At 44.4% G+C, this 16,845-nt stretch carries 16 protein-coding genes and 1 riboswitch; of the genes, 14 read left to right on the top strand and 2 right to left on the bottom strand.

The window, feature by feature from the left end:
• Positions 1 to 461: 461 nt before the first annotated feature.
• Positions 462 to 1,661 carry an acetate/propionate family kinase gene (locus tag NBH03_RS01265; protein WP_015513430.1) on the top strand — a complete coding sequence of 400 codons (1,200 nt, stop codon included), beginning with the start codon at positions 462 to 464 and terminating at the stop codon, positions 1,659 to 1,661.
• A gap of 225 nt (positions 1,662 to 1,886) precedes the next feature.
• A complete protein-coding gene (locus NBH03_RS01260) occupies positions 1,887 to 2,141 on the top strand; it encodes a hypothetical protein (protein ID WP_250796202.1) in 255 nt (84 codons plus the stop codon).
• Between the two features lie 290 nt (positions 2,142 to 2,431).
• Here NBH03_RS01260 and NBH03_RS01255 read toward each other — a convergent pair whose 3' ends face one another.
• Positions 2,432 to 2,782, bottom strand: coding sequence for a winged helix-turn-helix transcriptional regulator (locus NBH03_RS01255; protein WP_117541071.1), 351 nt, complete (start codon positions 2,780 to 2,782; stop codon positions 2,432 to 2,434).
• A 248-nt stretch (positions 2,783 to 3,030) separates the two neighbouring features.
• Here NBH03_RS01255 and NBH03_RS01250 point away from each other — a divergent pair, with 248 nt between their 5' ends.
• The 11 genes from NBH03_RS01250 to NBH03_RS01200 all read left to right on the top strand — a co-directional run bounded on the left by NBH03_RS01250 (position 3,031) and on the right by NBH03_RS01200 (position 13,481).
• A complete protein-coding gene (locus tag NBH03_RS01250; RefSeq protein ID WP_250796198.1) occupies positions 3,031 to 3,555 on the top strand; it encodes a nitroreductase family protein in 525 nt (174 codons plus the stop codon).
• Positions 3,556 to 3,631: 76 nt separating this feature from the next.
• On the top strand, positions 3,632 to 4,561 hold the full coding sequence (locus tag NBH03_RS01245; RefSeq protein WP_250796187.1) for a SpoIID/LytB domain-containing protein: 930 nt from the start codon (positions 3,632 to 3,634) through the stop codon (positions 4,559 to 4,561).
• A gap of 97 nt (positions 4,562 to 4,658) precedes the next feature.
• The gene (locus NBH03_RS01240; RefSeq protein WP_250796164.1) at positions 4,659 to 5,924 is read left to right on the top strand and encodes an FtsW/RodA/SpoVE family cell cycle protein; all 1,266 of its coding nucleotides are present in this window, start codon (positions 4,659 to 4,661) and stop codon (positions 5,922 to 5,924) included.
• 129 nt (positions 5,925 to 6,053) lie between these two features.
• Entirely contained in the window at positions 6,054 to 6,911 is an 858-nt protein-coding gene (locus NBH03_RS01235) for a M23 family metallopeptidase (RefSeq protein ID WP_250796156.1), read from the top strand.
• A gap of 298 nt (positions 6,912 to 7,209) precedes the next feature.
• Positions 7,210 to 7,385, top strand: a riboswitch (cobalamin riboswitch).
• A gap of 123 nt (positions 7,386 to 7,508) precedes the next feature.
• The gene (locus NBH03_RS01230) at positions 7,509 to 8,741 is read left to right on the top strand and encodes a sirohydrochlorin cobaltochelatase (protein ID WP_250796154.1); all 1,233 of its coding nucleotides are present in this window, start codon (positions 7,509 to 7,511) and stop codon (positions 8,739 to 8,741) included.
• A 60-nt stretch (positions 8,742 to 8,801) separates the two neighbouring features.
• On the top strand, positions 8,802 to 9,266 hold the full coding sequence (locus tag NBH03_RS01225) for a hypothetical protein (protein ID WP_250796152.1): 465 nt from the start codon (positions 8,802 to 8,804) through the stop codon (positions 9,264 to 9,266).
• Between the two features lie 153 nt (positions 9,267 to 9,419).
• Positions 9,420 to 9,872 (top strand): hypothetical protein, encoded by a 453-nt coding sequence (locus NBH03_RS01220; protein ID WP_331476016.1) that lies wholly within the window; start codon positions 9,420 to 9,422, stop codon positions 9,870 to 9,872.
• Positions 9,873 to 9,875: 3 nt separating this feature from the next.
• The gene (locus tag NBH03_RS01215; RefSeq protein WP_250796150.1) at positions 9,876 to 11,036 is read left to right on the top strand and encodes an ABC transporter substrate-binding protein; all 1,161 of its coding nucleotides are present in this window, start codon (positions 9,876 to 9,878) and stop codon (positions 11,034 to 11,036) included.
• Positions 11,037 to 11,043: 7 nt separating this feature from the next.
• Entirely contained in the window at positions 11,044 to 12,057 is a 1,014-nt protein-coding gene (locus NBH03_RS01210) for a FecCD family ABC transporter permease (RefSeq protein WP_250796142.1), read from the top strand.
• A gap of 4 nt (positions 12,058 to 12,061) precedes the next feature.
• The gene (locus NBH03_RS01205; RefSeq protein WP_250796138.1) at positions 12,062 to 13,165 is read left to right on the top strand and encodes an ABC transporter ATP-binding protein; all 1,104 of its coding nucleotides are present in this window, start codon (positions 12,062 to 12,064) and stop codon (positions 13,163 to 13,165) included.
• Positions 13,166 to 13,232: 67 nt separating this feature from the next.
• Positions 13,233 to 13,481, top strand: coding sequence for a GIY-YIG nuclease family protein (locus NBH03_RS01200; protein WP_117541136.1), 249 nt, complete (start codon positions 13,233 to 13,235; stop codon positions 13,479 to 13,481).
• On the opposite strand, the gene NBH03_RS01195 is transcribed toward NBH03_RS01200, so the two are convergent.
• Positions 13,451 to 14,815 (bottom strand): citrate/2-methylcitrate synthase, encoded by a 1,365-nt coding sequence (locus tag NBH03_RS01195; protein ID WP_250796136.1) that lies wholly within the window; start codon positions 14,813 to 14,815, stop codon positions 13,451 to 13,453. The genes NBH03_RS01200 and NBH03_RS01195 overlap by 31 nt on opposite strands.
• A 497-nt stretch (positions 14,816 to 15,312) precedes the next feature.
• On the opposite strand from NBH03_RS01195, the gene cls reads away from it, so the two are divergent.
• Positions 15,313 to 16,845: a cardiolipin synthase gene (gene cls, locus NBH03_RS01190; protein WP_250796133.1), complete on the top strand. Its 1,533-nt coding sequence runs from the start codon at positions 15,313 to 15,315 to the stop codon at positions 16,843 to 16,845.

Genomic DNA, 16,845 nt, shown 5'->3' with positions numbered 1-16,845 from the left:
CAAAAACAGTTTTAAAAATGCAAGCATTTTATACCTGCTTTTTGAAATTTTGCCTGGCTCTGAACAGTTACATATTATTTTGTTATGCACTAAGTATAAGCGGGATTTTTATGACTGTCAATGAAGTAGTTTATTTTAATGTCAGAGCTTATGACCATAGGCTGGTTACCGACTATTTATCGCCATCCAACCATTTGTTGATGCAGTGGCAAACTACACCAGCCGCAACGGCGATAATAAAAGAAAGCATAAAAAATATTTTATTGAAATGATTTGCAGAAAATACCAGATTTTTTAAATTAGATATGGCGTTTTAAAAAGTAGTATGCTAGAATACATGTAGGTATGCTTTGGGTAATATGAACAGATTGATAATGATTTAACGAAATAAAATCGTGCAATTTGTACATTTAACAAAAAGCAGCAGTTACATCATTCAATTTTAAGGAGGAATTATTCCAATGAACATTTTAGTTATTAACTGTGGTAGTTCATCATTAAAGTTTCAGTTAATCGATATGACAACAGAAGCTGTACAGGCAAAAGGCCTTTGTGAAAGAATTGGCATTGACGGCAGCCGTATTGTTTACACACCAGCCGGCGGCGAGAAGATGACAATCGAATCTCCAATGCCTACCCATACAGAAGCAATCAAGCTCGTTCTTGATTGTCTGACAAACGCTGAATACGGCGTTATCAAATCTCTTAAAGAGATCAATGCAGTTGGTCACCGTGTTGTCCATGGCGGTGAGAAGTTTGCAAGCTCCACAATCATCACTGATGAAGTCATCAAAGTTATCGAAGAATGCAACGAACTTGCACCACTTCATAACCCAGCTAACTTAATCGGTATCAATGTTTGCCGTGAACTGATGCCAGGCGTACCGATGGTAGGCGTATTCGATACAGCTTTCCATCAGACAATGCCTAAGAAAGCATATTTATATGGTCTGCCGATCAAAGCTTACACAGACTACAAGATCAGAAGATACGGTTTCCACGGAACATCTCACAGCTTCGTATCCAAGAGAGTTGCTGAATTCCTTGGCAAGCCAGTTGAAGATCTTAAGACAATTGTTTGCCACCTTGGCAACGGTGCAAGTATCTGTGCAGTTGACGGCGGCAAGTCTGTAGATACAAGTATGGGCTTCACACCACTTGCAGGTCTTGTAATGGGTACACGTTCAGGTGATATCGATCCAGCTATTCTTGAGTACTATGCGAACAAAGAAGGCCTTACATTAAGCGAAGTAACAACAGTTCTGAACAAGAAATCCGGTATGGAAGGTCTTACAGGCGGCAAGAGCGACTTCCGTGATCTTGAAGAAGGTTACGAAGCAGGCGATCAGGCTTGTATCGATGCTATCGAAGTCTTCTGCTACAATGTAGCAAGATTTGTTGGTGCCTATGCAGCATCTCTTAATGGTGTTGACGTTATCGCTTTCACAGCTGGTATCGGTGAGAACAGCGGCTTCGTAAGAGGCAAGATCTGCGAATACCTTGGATACCTTGGTATTACAATCGACGCAGAGCAGAACAGCAAACGTGGTGAAGATATCATCATCTCCACACCAGATTCAAAGGTTACAGTTTGCGTAATCCCTACAAATGAAGAGCTGATGATCGCTAGAGATACAAAGGCTTTAGTAGAAGCTCAGTAATCGGATCAGATTCTATATGAATACAAAGGGACGTATGAATTTTTCATACGTCCTTTTTATGTTGAGAAAGTATAAGAGGGTGCGATATAATAACCACACAATGAGTGGTTGTTGGGGGATAAAGATGAATATTAGTAATAGGATAAAAGAAATACGTGCTATCACAGGATTGACTAGAAAGGATTTCTCGGACAAATATGGTATACCATTGAGAACTTTGGAGGAATGGGAAGCTGGACGAAGATATCAGAAAATGGCAGTTATATAGAGAATAAGAACCAAAAGCATAATTTAGATGCAAAATACGGATGGTATCGATATGATTCCAGGTTTGCAATTGCAATCTATAATAATGATAATGAAGTGGAAAGATATAACGTGTACAAAGTAAGAATGATTATACGGTGTGATGCCGATGGAAAGAAATATCTATATGATATGATTAATATAAAAAAAGAACCGAGTACCCCGCTTGGCTAGATAAAAATCTACGTACGGTAAAAAACCGGTTCCTTAAAAAGAATTTTAACACATTTGTCTTGAAAAAACAAGAGATAAAAAAATTAATACGAAAGTATATGAAGTCTCATTTCAACACCTTCAAAAATCGAAAATGAGATGGAAACATTTTTGGATATTCTTAAATCCGTACACAGTCAACAGGTATTTTCGCCGGAGGCAGAAGAAGCACGAGATTTAATTTATAAAGAAAACCGTATAGACCGGAGATGATCAAAGGTCTGTATGGTTTTCTTTTCTGTTTTTAGCCTTTAATTCTCCATTCCCCAGTCGGCAATGGCCAGCAGCACATTTGAAAGTGTTCGGCCCTTCTCGGTGAGAGAATACTCCACATGGGGCGGAATTTCATTGAATTGATGACGAAGAATAATGCCGTCTTTCTCCATATCCCTGAGACATCCGGAGAGAACCGTATTCGTAATTCCCGGAATATTCTTCGACAACTGGCTGAAACGCAGTTGCTCAGAACCAAACAGCTGGAGCACGATAAAAAGCTTCCATTTCCCGCCGATGATATCTAATGTGTGCTTGATAGGACACGTCATATTAGGATGGGCTTTCATAAAAGAAATATAATCATTTACGGACTCAAATTGACTCATAAGAACTTCTGATTCTCCTTTCTATTGTGAGAACATACCATGATTATTCATCCATAATACTTCCGAAAGAGTGTGCTGAATGCACCTGTTTTTAAACCATTCTGGTTCACAACCGTTTGAGTGGCCATGGTATGTTCCACCGTACTATGTTAGATTTATCTGCGTAATTGACACATCTTTAAACAGCATGTATCATGTACTTAGTATATAAAACATACCATAAATTGAAATGGAAAGGAAGATACAAAATGAAATTTAATAAAACAATTGCAGTAAGACAGTCCGTCAGAAAGTTTACAGAGGCCCAGATTACAGATGAACAGTTAAAGGCAATTCTTGAAGCTGCCAACGCAGCACCGGCCTGCATGGGCCAGTATGATCATCTGCATCTGACAGTTGTTCAGAAACCGGAGATTCTGGCACAGATCAATGCGGCATTCCAGAAGGCAGTGGGTGATCCGAACATGCAGGTTACATATGGTGCACCGACAGTGATTTATGTTTCATGCAAGAATGAGGATGAAGAGATTATCAAAGGATGCAATGCAGGTGTTGTCATGGAGAATATGCTGCTTGAAGCGGCAGATCTTGGTCTTGGTGCCGTTTATCTGTTTGGCGTAAGCCAGGTGCTTTTTGCCAATGAAGAAATTACAAAGCTGCTTCAGATTCCAGAAGGCTTCAGAACAGTTTCTGCTATTGCTGTTGGTACATCAGCTGATGCCCTTCAGGAAAGAACACTGGGTACAGACAAAATCAGCACAACAACGCTGTAAAACATATACCGAATTGGCACAATAATCCTGTTAATACATATATTGAATCAGGAGTATTGAGTGACAGGGAGGCCCTATGCGCCGATTTCTGATTGGATGGATTCTGATTGTCCTTTTACTGCCTTTTGCAGCAGCGTGGATTTATAGTGAATGGTCAGAGAAAAACCAGCAGATAGAACAGGAGTCATCGCAGCTTCAAATTGATGTTCAGACGGTATCGGGTGTGCAGAGAATGGGGACTTCAGATTTTCTCATCGGTGCTATTGCAGGCCAGATACCGGCGGAGTTTGAGGTGGAGACGTTGAAAGCGCAGGCAGTCATGGCAAGAAGCTGTCTATACAAACAGGCCGGAGATAGATATTATATTTCGGCTTCGGATACGGGGATGACCTGGTGCAGTGAAACAGAACGAAAAAAGATGTGGGGAACTTCCTACAAAGAGAATAATGACAGAATCCGTCAGGCGGTCCGGGAAACGGACGGGCAGATTCTGTATTCTGAAGGCGGGCAGATGATTTTGCCCGCCTGGTTTTATATAGGGAATGGAAAGACAAGAAGCGCGAAAGAGGCATGGGGAGAGGAAACGTCGTGGTTTCAGTCAGTGGAAAGCAGCTGGGATATAGAGAGTCCAGAGTATGAGACTACGACAGAAATGACAAAAAGGCAGCTGATCCGACAAATGAAACGGTATGATCCGGCATTTGATTGCCCGGCAGAGACGTTGACCTCAAATTGTGAGATTACAGCGGTGGACAGTGCAGGCTATGTGACAGAGATCCAGATCGGCAACCGGCTGATGAGTGGAGAAGATTTCCGCTATGCTCTGGAACTGCCTTCTGCCTGTTTTAAAATAGCCTTTGAAAGCAATCAGGTACAGATCAGAGTCTATGGCCGTGGACATGGTGTTGGCTTCGATCAGTATGGAGCCAATCGTCAGGCAAAAGAGGGTAAAAACTACGAACAGTTATTACAATATTATCTGACAGGGGTGAAAGTAGGGGAATAGGCTTGTTATGTCTGCTGCTTTTGTGATAAAATGAGCGTTAGCGGACAGAAGCAGAAAATCTGTTTTGGTTGAATGGCGAAAGGAGGCAGAAAGGCAAGTGGCAGGTCGGAGTAAAAAGAAGCCATTAAGTCGTCGGCAGGGGCTTGCGCGATATTTGCGGGAACTGGAAGTTGTTGATTATCGACTGATTATATCGATTGTTTTTTTGTGTGTGTTTGGCTTGATCATGATCTACAGTGCCAGTGCTGCGGAATCAGGAGTGTCTTTGGTGTTGAAGCAGTTCGGAATCGGTGCGGGCGGATTTGTTTTAATGTGGATCGTTTCATATGTAGATTATCATTTTTATGAGAAAATAGCAGGAATTATTTATATTGGGGCTGTTCTGTCCATGTTTCTGGTCAAGGTGCCGGGACTTGGTGTGACCAGAAATGGTGCCAGCCGATGGATTGATATTGGTCCCTTTTCTTTCCAGCCGTCAGAGTTTGTGAAGCCGGCAATGGTGATCCTTATGGCCTATTTGCTGACACGTATGGGACGAAAACTGTCGATATTGAAAGCGGATATTGTGCTGCTGATCCCAGGCGTGATTGCGGTAATGGTGATTCTGGTTGTGACCAAGAATCTGAGTACGGCTTTGATTGTTCTGGGTATCATTGCATTCATGTTTTTTATTGCTTATCCGACGAAGAAGATATGGCGGCTGATTGCAGTAATAGGCGTGGTGATCGTGGTTGGTTGGCTTGGCTATTATCATTTTGTCATTGTGCCGAACCATACGATGACATTGACCAACACTGTGACAGAGGCGGCCAGCAAGTCTTTCCGAGATGACCGTATTCTGGCATGGCTTTACCCGGATGATTATCCGCAGGCTTCCATGCAGTCCAGATATTCCATGTATGCCATTGGTTTTGGAGGTATCCTTGGCAGAGGTCTGGGAAGAGGAACCATGAAGTATTATCTGCCGTTTTCCACGAACGACTTTATTTTTGGTGTTATCGGTGAGGAATTGGGCCTGGTAGGATGCGGACTGGTTGTTTTCCTTTTTGTTTATCAGGTGTGGCGTATCTTTACTGTGGCGCAGCATGCCAAGGACAAATTGGGAAGTTATATGGCATTTGGTGTCGGTATTCATGTGGCGCTGCAGGTAATCCTGAATATTGGTGTTGCCACAGGCGTGCTGCCGAATACAGGTATCAGTTTGCCTTATATCAGTTACGGTGGTACAGCCCTTCTTCTACAGTTGTGTGAGATGGGAATTGTACTCAATATCAGCCGTCAGATTCCGGGCAGACGGGTTCGAATCGGTGATTCATCGCAGAAATCAGAGCACGAAGAGCACCGTCAGATACATGCGGCTTAAATCACATCAGTATTTTGATGTCTCAGCAAAGAAAATGAATTTTGCTGAGACATTTTTTTATGAAAATGTGTATACTTTCTTTGCAGTCTGGTCAGAATATGACCAGAGGTGATAAGAGTGAAAAATATAATGAATATTTTCAAAAAGAATGGGTTTTATGTCATGGCACTTGTGCTTGTGGCAGGTATTCTGGCTGTATCGGGTATTGCCGGATATGTTTCGGGACAGAAAGAACGCGGTGCGGAAAATGCAGTGGATTTCAAGGATGATGGGGCCGGAACGGCCTTGAATGAACCGGCATCTGCTGAAACGGATACACCCATCGTGGATGAGATGACGGGTTATAATGCGGATCTGGTACAGAAAATATTGTCAATGATCGAAAATGGCAGTCTGGCACTTGAAGATTTTGAAGATGAAGGGTCTATGAATGGACAGTCAGGTCAAAATGTTTCACAGGAAGCGTCTGCAGAGCTGGCTGATGATGCAGCAGGAACAGAGGCGGATGCAGCGGTTAATGCTGAGTTGGATGAATCGGATGCAGAAATGGCAGGCAGTGTGATCAATGCAGGCTATCAGTCAGGTGATCCGATGACATGGCCGGTTCGCGGAGAGATTGTGATGGATTACAGTATGGATGCAACCACATGGTACCCGACACTTCAGGAGTACAAATGCAATCCTTCGATTTTAATTCAGAGTGAAGAAGGAACGGATGTAGCGGCCGCTTTTGAAGGAACGGTCACCGATGTTTACAATGATGTCCGGTTGGGCAATGTAGTTGAGATGTCTCTCGGAAATGGTTATGAGGCTTCTTACGGGCAGCTTGAGAATGTGGATGTGGCTGTGGGTGACACAATAAGTCAGGGAGAAGTCATTGGTGAGGTCAGCCAGCCGACCCGCTACTATTCAGTTGAAGGCAGTCATTTGAATTTTATGCTGACACAGGATGGAAACCCTGTTGACCCGCTGGATTATCTGGATTAAAGACAATGGAATGATCCGGAGAAATTGTAGATGGTACCTTTTTGAAAACCGGGCATAAGATATAGAGGCGGATGAAAAAATGGTACATATTGAAAAATATGCAACCGTTTTTTTACAACAGCCCTGCACAGATATCGGCTGTTAAATAACAATTTTCATCGGCTGCTTTATCATATAAGGGCAGGTGTCAGTAAGACATCTGTCCTTTTTTTCTGTGAGGGAGTTACAGTGAAATCAGATTGTCTATTGTGTAAATTTCCTTATATGGTATAATATTGTCAGGACAAATTTGAAAACGGAATAGGAAGCAGCTGGTGCCGCGGGGAGCGGAGAATAGGGAAGCAGGTGAAAGTCCTGCGCGATCTCGTCACTGTAAGCAGGAGTCCATTGCTATTATGTCACTGAGTCATCGGGAAGGCAGCAATGGGTGTATGAACTGTGAGCCAGGAGACCTGCCAGACTGTGGTACGGGGAATATAGGTTCCGGGTCACGAGGATTGGCTGTACCGAATGTATGAACATTTTTTGTTTTTTCTCCCGACTTTTCCTTTTCGTTTATGATTTGTCACAATATTTCTATTTAGGAGGAAGAACAACATGAAGAAAATGACAACATTCGTATGTGTTGCAGCCATTACAGCCTCTCTTTTAGCAGGATGCGGCAGCAAGACAGCAGAGACAACAGCAGCATCAACAGAAGCAGCTGCAGCGACAGAGGCAGCATCAACAGAAGCAGCTGTTGAAGGTACAGATGCAGACAAGGAAGCAGCCAAGAAGGTTGCAGACCTTATTGATGCAATTTATGTACAGGAGAGAAATGACAACACAGATGAGCAGTGCAAAGAAGCAAAGGCTGCATGGGATGCCCTGACAGATGCACAGAAGGAACTGGTTGAAGGCGAGAATGCAGATCCTGATTATTTCGGCAGAGATACAGGTGATGCATCCAAGGATGACCCGCGTAATCAGGATGACATCGGCGAGAACGAGCTGCTGGTAGTCAGCTTTGGTACATCTTTCAACGACAGCCGTGTGAAGGATATCAAAGGTATCGAAGATGCTCTTCAGGAAGCCAATCCTGACTGGTCAGTCAGACGTGCCTTTACAGCACAGATTATTATTAACCACGTAGAAGCCCGCGATGGCGAATGCATTGACAATATGGATCAGGCGCTGGAACGTGCCGTTGCCAACAATGTGAAGAACCTGGTTGTTCAGCCGACACATTTGATGCATGGTGCAGAATATGATGAATTAACAGCAGCCGTTGAGAAATATCAGGACAAGTTCGAATCTGTGAAGATTGCAGAGCCATTACTGGGTGAAGTTGGTGATGATGCGTCAGTGGTTAATGATGACAAGAAAGCAGTTGCAGAAGCCATTACAGCAGAAGCAGTTAAGACAGCGAATTATGATTCACTGGAAGCAGCGAAGGAAGACGGCACAGCATTTGTATTCATGGGTCATGGTACATCTCATACAGCGAAGATTTCTTACAGCCAGATGCAGGCCCAGATGCAGGAACTTGGTTATGAAAATGTCTTTATCGGTACCGTTGAAGGTGAACCGGAAGATACAGCATGTGAAGCAGTCATTGAAGCAGTGAAGAATGCAGGTTACAAGAAAGTCGTTCTGCGTCCTCTGATGGTTGTTGCAGGTGATCATGCCAACAACGATATGGCCGGTGAAGATGATGATTCCTGGAAGAGCCAGTTTGTTGCTTCCGGCAACTTTGACAGTGTAGACTGTCAGATCGCAGGTCTTGGTGAAATTCCTGCAATTCAGGATATTTATGTAGCACATACAGCTGCAGCGACAGCGATTAAATAGATACAGCAGACTGAGTGCTGAATAGAGAGAAATAATTACGAGTAAAGGATTGGACATAAGATGAAGAAGAAAGTGATTGTATTATTATGGGCAGTTATTCTGTGCTGTACACTGGCAGTGGGCTGCGGCAAGAAGAATACATTAGCAGATGGTACATATACGGCAGATTTCAATACAGACAGCAGTATGTTTCATGTGAATGAAGCTTATGACGGAAAGGGCATATTGACAGTTGAGAATGGACAGATGACAATTCATGTTTCCATGCCGTCCAAGAATATTGTGAATCTTTATCTGGGAAGTGCCGAAGATGCACAGAAGGATGGCGCAGAGCTGATCCAGCCTGTGACAGATACAGTAACTTATTCTGACGGGACAACAGAAGAAGTGAATGGATTTGATGTGCCTGTACCTGTTATCGATGAAGAATTTGATCTGGCCTTAATCGGCAAGAAGGGTGTCTGGTACGATCACAAAGTCAGCGTATCCAATCCTGTTGCTGTTGAAGAGACAGAAAGCAAATAAAACAGTTGACAAACAACAGATAAAAGCTGACAATAATAAAGACGGGGCTGCTGCGGAATGTATAGGGCGTTTTGCAGCAGCCCTTTAGTAATAGGAGATTTTGCAGCAGAATTTATAAAGAGTTGGTTTTAACATAGGGGGAGGATTGCGTGTATGGAAGCATCAGAAATGAATCTGGCGGACGGTGAATATACGGTTGAAGTGACCATGGAAGGCGGCAGCGGCCGGGCTTCAATACAGTCGCCAACAGAATTGACAATAGAAAACGGACAGGCACAGGCAGAAATCGTCTGGAGCAGTTCTCATTATGACTATATGATGGTGAATGGTGACAAATATCTGCCGGTGAATACAGAAGGAAATTCCACATTTGAAATTCCGGTGTCGGTTTTTGATGAACCTATGACAGTGATCGGTGATACCACAGCAATGAGTGTGCCCCATGAGGTGGAGTATACGCTGACATTTGCCTCAGAGTCTGTTGTCTCGGTACAGAGCAGCGGCGGAAACGGCATGGGCGGAGCAGGTATTGCGATTGTACTGGCGCTTGTGGTGGCAGCTGTATCATCCATGAGATTGCGCAGACGTAAAAGCAGAAGGATATAGAAGATGAAGAAAATAATTTTATTATTCATAGTGACAGGTATACTGGTCGGGATGATGACCGCTTGCGGTTCTTCCGCTGACGGTACTCAGAAGACACATGACACAGAAATCAGTCAGCAGCTGACCTTCGACCACAGTGAGACGTTGGATTATGCACAGAAGTTTTCAATCGATAGGTATCAGGATGATTATGCTTTGGTGACGATTACAGATGACAGCCGGTATCTTGTTGTTCCGGAAGGAAAAGCGGCACCGGATGATCTGGATTCTGATATTGTTGTGATTCAGCAGCCGGTACAGAATATTTATCTGGCGGCTTCGGCGGCTATGGATATGTTTGTGTCTCTGGATGCATTGGATAGTATCCGATTCAGCAGTCTGAAAGCGGATGGGTGGTATATAGATGAGGCCAAACAGGCAATGGAAACCGGAGATATTCTTTATGCTGGCAAGTATTCAACCCCGGATTATGAAAAGATCGTTGAACAGAACTGCGGTCTGGCCATTGAGAATACCATGATTCTGCATACACCGGAAGTGAAGGAACAGTTGGAGAAGTTCGGTATACATGTGTTGGTGGATTATTCCAGTTATGAGCCGGAGCCCCTTGGCCGGACAGAATGGGTGAAACTTTACGGCTTACTGACTGGGCATGAGGTGCAGGCGGATAAGGCTTTCGCAGAAGAAAAGTCTGCTTTTGAAGAAGTGAAAAACAGTGTGGCGGATGAAGCTGATCAGGAACCGAAGACTGTGGCATTTTTCTATATCACAAGCAATGGGCAGGCAAATGTCCGCAAGAGTGCAGACTATCTACCGAAAATGATCGAGCTGGCCGGCGGACGATATATTTTTGATTCCCTGGGGGATGAGGATGATGCCATGTCAACCATGTCCATGCAGATGGAAGAGTTTTATGCCGGAGCGAAAGATGCGGATTATATTATCTACAACAGTACCATTGAAGGAGAATTATCTTCAGTGGATGATCTGTTGGCAAAGAGTCCGCTCTTTGAGAAGTTCAAGGCCGTGCAGGAAGGGCATGTTTACTGTACATCAAAGAATCTGTATCAGTCAACAATGTCGCTTGGAACGATCACATCGGATATCCGCCGGATGCTGACCGGCGATGATGCGGATCTGACATATATCTACAAACTGGAGTGAAAGATGAATGAAGAGTAGACGATACGGCGCAGCTTTTGTGATATTGGCAGCCTTGCTGCTGATTTTGCTGGCAATGAATTTGTGTATTGGATCGGTGAATATACCATTGTCTGAAATTCTACATATACTGATGAAAAACAGCGGCAGTGACACCTACACGGATATTGTGATGAACATCCGTTTTCCAAGAGCACTGGCTGCGGCTGTGTTGGGCGGTGGTTTGGCACTGGCAGGCTATCTGCTCCAGACGTTTTTTCATAATCCCATTGCGGGACCTTTTACGCTGGGCATTTCTTCCGGTGCAAAACTGGTGGTTGCCCTTGTGATGGTGGCCTCTCTCGGCAATGCCCTGAGATTGAGTTCATGGGTGATGATTGCTGCGGCTTTTGTGGGGGCAATGATCTGTATGGGATTTGTGATCCTGATGTCAAGTGTGATTGAGCAGATGGCTATGCTGATCGTCAGCGGTGTGATGATCGGCTATATCTGTTCTGCAGTGACGGATTTTATCGTCACCTTTGCGGAAGATGCGGATATTGTGAATCTGCATAACTGGTCCAAGGGCAGTTTTTCCGGTATGACATGGGAGAATGTCAAAGCCATAGTGCTGGTGACGGGAATTGCCTCTATCGGTGTGTTTCTGTTGTCGAAGCCGATCAGTGCCTATGAGATGGGTGAGGCTTATGCGGCCAATATGGGACTGAATGTGAAGAGATTCAGAGTCCTTCTTGTATTGCTGTCCAGTGTGCTGGCTGCCTGCGTAACGGCATTTGCGGGTCCTGTATCCTTTGTGGGGATAGCAGTGCCGCATCTGGTGAAGTGGCTGCTGGGCACCGCGCGGCCTATTCTGCTGATCCCGGCCTGTTTTCTGGGCGGTTCCGTGTTCTGCCTGTTCTGCGATCTGCTGGCAAGAACCATGTTTTCTCCGACAGAGTTGTCCATCAGCACAGTGACAGCCGTGTTTGGCGCACCCGTTGTCATTTATATTATGATACACAGAAGAAGAGAAAAGGCGGCATAGGATAATGAGGGAAGATTACTTTTACACAGAGGGGCTGACTGTTGGTTATCAGGGTGTGCCCCTGATCAGAGAGATTGCGTTCCAGCTGAAGAAAGGTGAGATATTAACGCTGATCGGACCCAATGGTGCGGGAAAAACAACCATATTAAAGAGTCTTATCCGCCAGTTAAAGCCACTGGCCGGCGTAGTCGTTCTGGAAGGACAGAAGACCGGTGAGATGAGCGGCAGAGATTTTGCAAGAAAGTTGTCAGTGGTATTGACGGAAAGAGTTCGTCCGGAGATGATGACCTGCAAGGAAGTGGTGGCAACAGGGCGATACCCGTATACCGGTAAGTTCGGGGTTTTGTCGAAAGAAGATTGGAAAATTGTCGATGAGGCAGTCAGATTGGTACACATTGAGGATCTGGCTGAACGGGATTTTACAAAGACCAGTGACGGGCAGAAACAGCGTGTCATGCTGGCAAGGGCTTTATGTCAGCAGCCGGATATCCTTGTGCTGGATGAGCCGACATCTTTTCTGGATATCCGCTATAAACTGGAATTTCTCTCGATCATTCAGGAGATGGCAAGAAATGACAGGCTGACGGTGATATTGTCCCTGCATGAGCTGGATCTGGCGGAACGTATTTCAGATAAAGTTCTGTGTGTCAGAGGGGACAGGATTGACCGCTTCGGAACACCGGAGGAGATTTTTTGCGGAGACTATATTTCTGAACTTTATGGGATGACGGCGGGTCATTATGATGCCGGCACCGGGGAGTTGGAGCTGCAGCCTGTTTCAGGGGTACCGAAAGTATTTGTTATTGCCGGGGGCGGCAGGGGCAAGGTTGTTTTTCGCAGACTTCAGAGGCAGGGCATGCCATTTGCGACAGGAATTCTGTGGGAGAATGACCTGGATTATCCGTCAGCAAAAGCATTGGCGGTTCAGACGGTTGCGGTGCGTACATTTTCAGCTGTCGATGCAGAACATATTGAGAAGGCAAAAGAGCTGATAGATAGTTGTGAAACCGTTTTGACAGTATTTGACAGAACAGAATGGACGAAACTGCCGGAAGGGTTGAAGGAGATTCTTGCGTATGCAGAAGAAAAAAGCAAACTCACAGAATAATGAGAAGAAAAAGGTTGATGTCTGCGGAGAGAACGGTGCCGCGGAAAAGGACAGATGCTATACGTATATGGTGCGCTGCTCGGATGGTTCCCTGTATACAGGATGGACGGTGGATCTTGAGATGCGTGTAGTGGCTCACAACAGCGGAAAAGGGGCAAAATACACAAAAAGCAGACGCCCTGTGACTCTGGCTTACTATGAAGTCTTTGAGAATCGACAGGACGCCATGCGACGTGAATATGCAATTAAGCAATTGCCGAAGAAAGAGAAGGAAAGGCTGGCAGCCTACCACCATCTGTCTTCAATGGCAACGTAGTCTTTGTGGTGGCCGACATACTTGTAAGCCGGACGGATGATCTTGCCTTCATTGGCCAGTTCTTCAATACGGTGCGCACACCATCCGGAGATACGGGAAATGGCAAAAATCGGTGTGAACAATTCCATCGGAAGGCCAAGCATGGTGTAGACAAAACCGCTGTAAAAGTCCACATTGGCACAGATCGGTTTGAACAGCTGGCGATGCTGTTGCATGAGTTTGATGGCAATGCCTTCAACACGGTTGTAAAGTTCGAATTCTTTGGTCAGGCCTTTCTCGTCGGAAAGTGCCTGGGCATATTTCTTCAGAATAACGCATCGTGGATCGGATTCTGTATATACCGCATGACCGATGCCATAGATGAGGCCCTTGCCGTCAAAGGCTTCGCGGTTCAGGATCTTGGTCAGATACTCAGTAACTTCATCATCATCATCCCAGTTGGTAACATGTTCTTCGATATCTTTGAACATTTGTTGAACCTTCAGATTGGCACCGCCGTGTTTTGGCCCTTTCAGGGAGCCGAGGGAAGCAGCGATGGCTGAATAGGTATCAGTGCCTGTGGAAGTAACAACATGAGTGGTGAATGTGGAGTTATTACCGCCGCCGTGTTCTGCGTGAATGATCAGTGCAATATCAAGAACCTTGGCTTCAAGTTCGGTATACCGGCCATCCGGACGGAGCAGGCGGAGAATATTCTCTGCTGTCGAAAGTTCAGGCTTCGGACGGCGGATGACAAGACTCTTGTCTAATATGTAATGACGATAGCTGTGGTAGCCATAAACAGCGATCAGCGGGAATCGTGCGATCAGCTGAAGAGACTGACGCAGAACGTTATTGACTGAAATGTCTTCAGGATGGTCATCGTAGGAATAAAGTGTCAGAACACTCTTCTGGAGTACATTCATCATGTTGGCATTCGGTGCATTCATGATGATGTCACGGACGAAGTTGTCCGGGAGTTCACGATAATTTCCAAGAATATCAAGAAATTCCTGAAGCTGGTCCTTGTTCGGCAGTTCGCCGAAGAGAAGAAGATAGGTAATCTCCTCAAAACCAAAGCGGCTTGTCTTATTGCCTTCAACAAGATTCATGACATTATAGCCCTGATAATAGAGCTGGCCATCAATCGGAATCTTGCGTCCATGTACGGATTTGAAAGCGACGACATCGGAGATCTCTGTCAGACCGGTAAGGATACCTTTACCGTTGGAGTCACGCAGACCACGTTTGACATCGTACTCAATATACAGATCCTGGTCAAAACGCCCTGAATTCATGCAGTATTCAGCAAGCTTGTCCAGACGGTTATTAAATTCTGTCATTTCTTTAGCCATTATTGTTCAATCCTTTTCTATAAAAATTTACATAATTGCATTATAATATGAAAATACTTTATCATTATATTGGTGTTTTTGCAAGTTGTTTTTTTGATTTTATGCGTCAGTGCAGAAGAATGGATGAAAATATTGATATGCAATTATAGAAAATAAAAATGTCAAAATGTATAAAAATGAAGAAAAACCGCAAAAAAAGTAGATTTATCGAAGAAAAACCACGGATAAATACAAAAGAAACTTACGCTTTTTGAATAGATTGTAAAAATTTGTATAAAAAATGCAAGATATAAAATGCGTTTATTCAAAATGTGTAGGCTTATTCTATGCAGCAAATAAAGAAAACAGAGAAAAAGGATGAATAATATAAGACATAAATGTATAAATATGCACAAAGGCGATAAAAAAGAAAAGGAGGGTGTTGACGGTTTAAAAAAGAACTGCTAGAGTATTATAACAGATACAAGGAAATACAAGGAGTTTGGAAAGGTGAGAAAATGGAGGCATTAAAAAATAATTCCCAGGCAATTGTAAGGGCATTGACAGTAGCGGTGGCTGTTGTTTTGCAGGCGATTACAATGGTTCTGGTGGGACGGTATCTTCATGAATATGCTTCCTGGGCTTATGTCCTGTTGGAAATTATAAGCTTTTTGCTTGTGTTTGGTCTCATTAATGATCAGGAGTCCTATCGTCAGTTCTGGTGTGTCATCGTTCTTGTTTTTCCGGTGACAGGCCTGTTTCTGTATTATATGTGGGGACGGCGAAGAAGAAACAGCAAGACACATATTCTGATCAGAGAGACAGAGGCGAAGATGCGCCAGTATGTGCCGCATCAGCCGGAAGTTATGGAGGAATTGCAGGAACTGCATCCTTATAAAGTTCAGATTGCTCGTTTTTTGGGAAGTGAAGGCTTTAACATGTATCGTCACACCGATGTGAAATATTTTCCGCTGGGTGAGGAAATGCTGGATGCAATGATCGAGGATCTGAAAAAGGCAGAGAAGTGTATCTTTTTGGAGTATTTTATTATCAGTGACGGCGTGATCTGGAAGAGAGTCAAAGAAGTGCTGATCGAGAAGGCAAAAGCGGGTATAGATATCCGTTTATTGATCGATGACTTTGGCTGCCTGGGAATCAACACCGCAGAATTTCGTGATGAGCTTGTCAAGTCCGGTATTCGACTGGCGGTGTTTGCCCCTATCCATAAAAACGTCGACAGATTGTCCTTTAACTACAGAAACCATCAGAAGATTACAATTGTTGACGGCAACATCGGCTATTGCGGCGGTATTAATCTGGCGGATGAATATGCCAATATTATCCAGCGTTTTGGACACTGGAAGGATACGGCGCTTCGTCTGGAGGGTGAAGGTGTGTGGGGGTTGACGTCAATTTTTCTTGAGATGTGGGAAGTGGCAATGGGGTATGAGATTACCACGGATTATACGGTTTACATGCCGACGGTCAAAATGCCCAGTGACGGATTTGTGCAGCCGTTTTGTGATGGACCGGCAAATAATCCCAATAATCCTGCGGAGGATGTGTATACGCATCTGATCAATAAGGCCCGGGATTATGTTTATATTACAACACCGTATTTGGTTATTGACAGGAAGATGACGGAAGATTTGTGCCGAACAGCCCGAAGCGGCGTGGATGTGAAGATCATTGTGCCGCATATCTATGACAAATGGTATGTCTATATGGTGAATGTGGCCAATTACGGGCCGCTGATTGCGAACGGTGTCCATGTCTATGAATACATGCCCGGCTTTATCCATTCAAAGACGGTTGTCTGTGATGATGAGTGTGCGGTCTGCGGAACCATCAACATGGATTACAGGAGCTTTTATCTGCACTATGAATGCGGTGTGTTCACTTGTGAGTCATCGGCTGTTGCGGATATCCGGGATGATATTCATGAGACATTGAAACAATGTCAGGAAATCTATCTCGATGAGTGGCAGAGCCGTCCATGGTACGAAAAGATCGTTCAGTGGATATTGCACCTGTTTGCCCCTGTATTGTAA

Source organism: Coprococcus intestinalis, from assembly GCF_023656595.1.
Classification (GTDB): domain Bacteria; phylum Bacillota; class Clostridia; order Lachnospirales; family Lachnospiraceae; genus Coprococcus_A; species Coprococcus_A intestinihominis.
The sequence above is the reverse complement of the archived record's forward strand: the minus strand, read 5'-3'. Positions and strand labels throughout refer to the sequence as shown.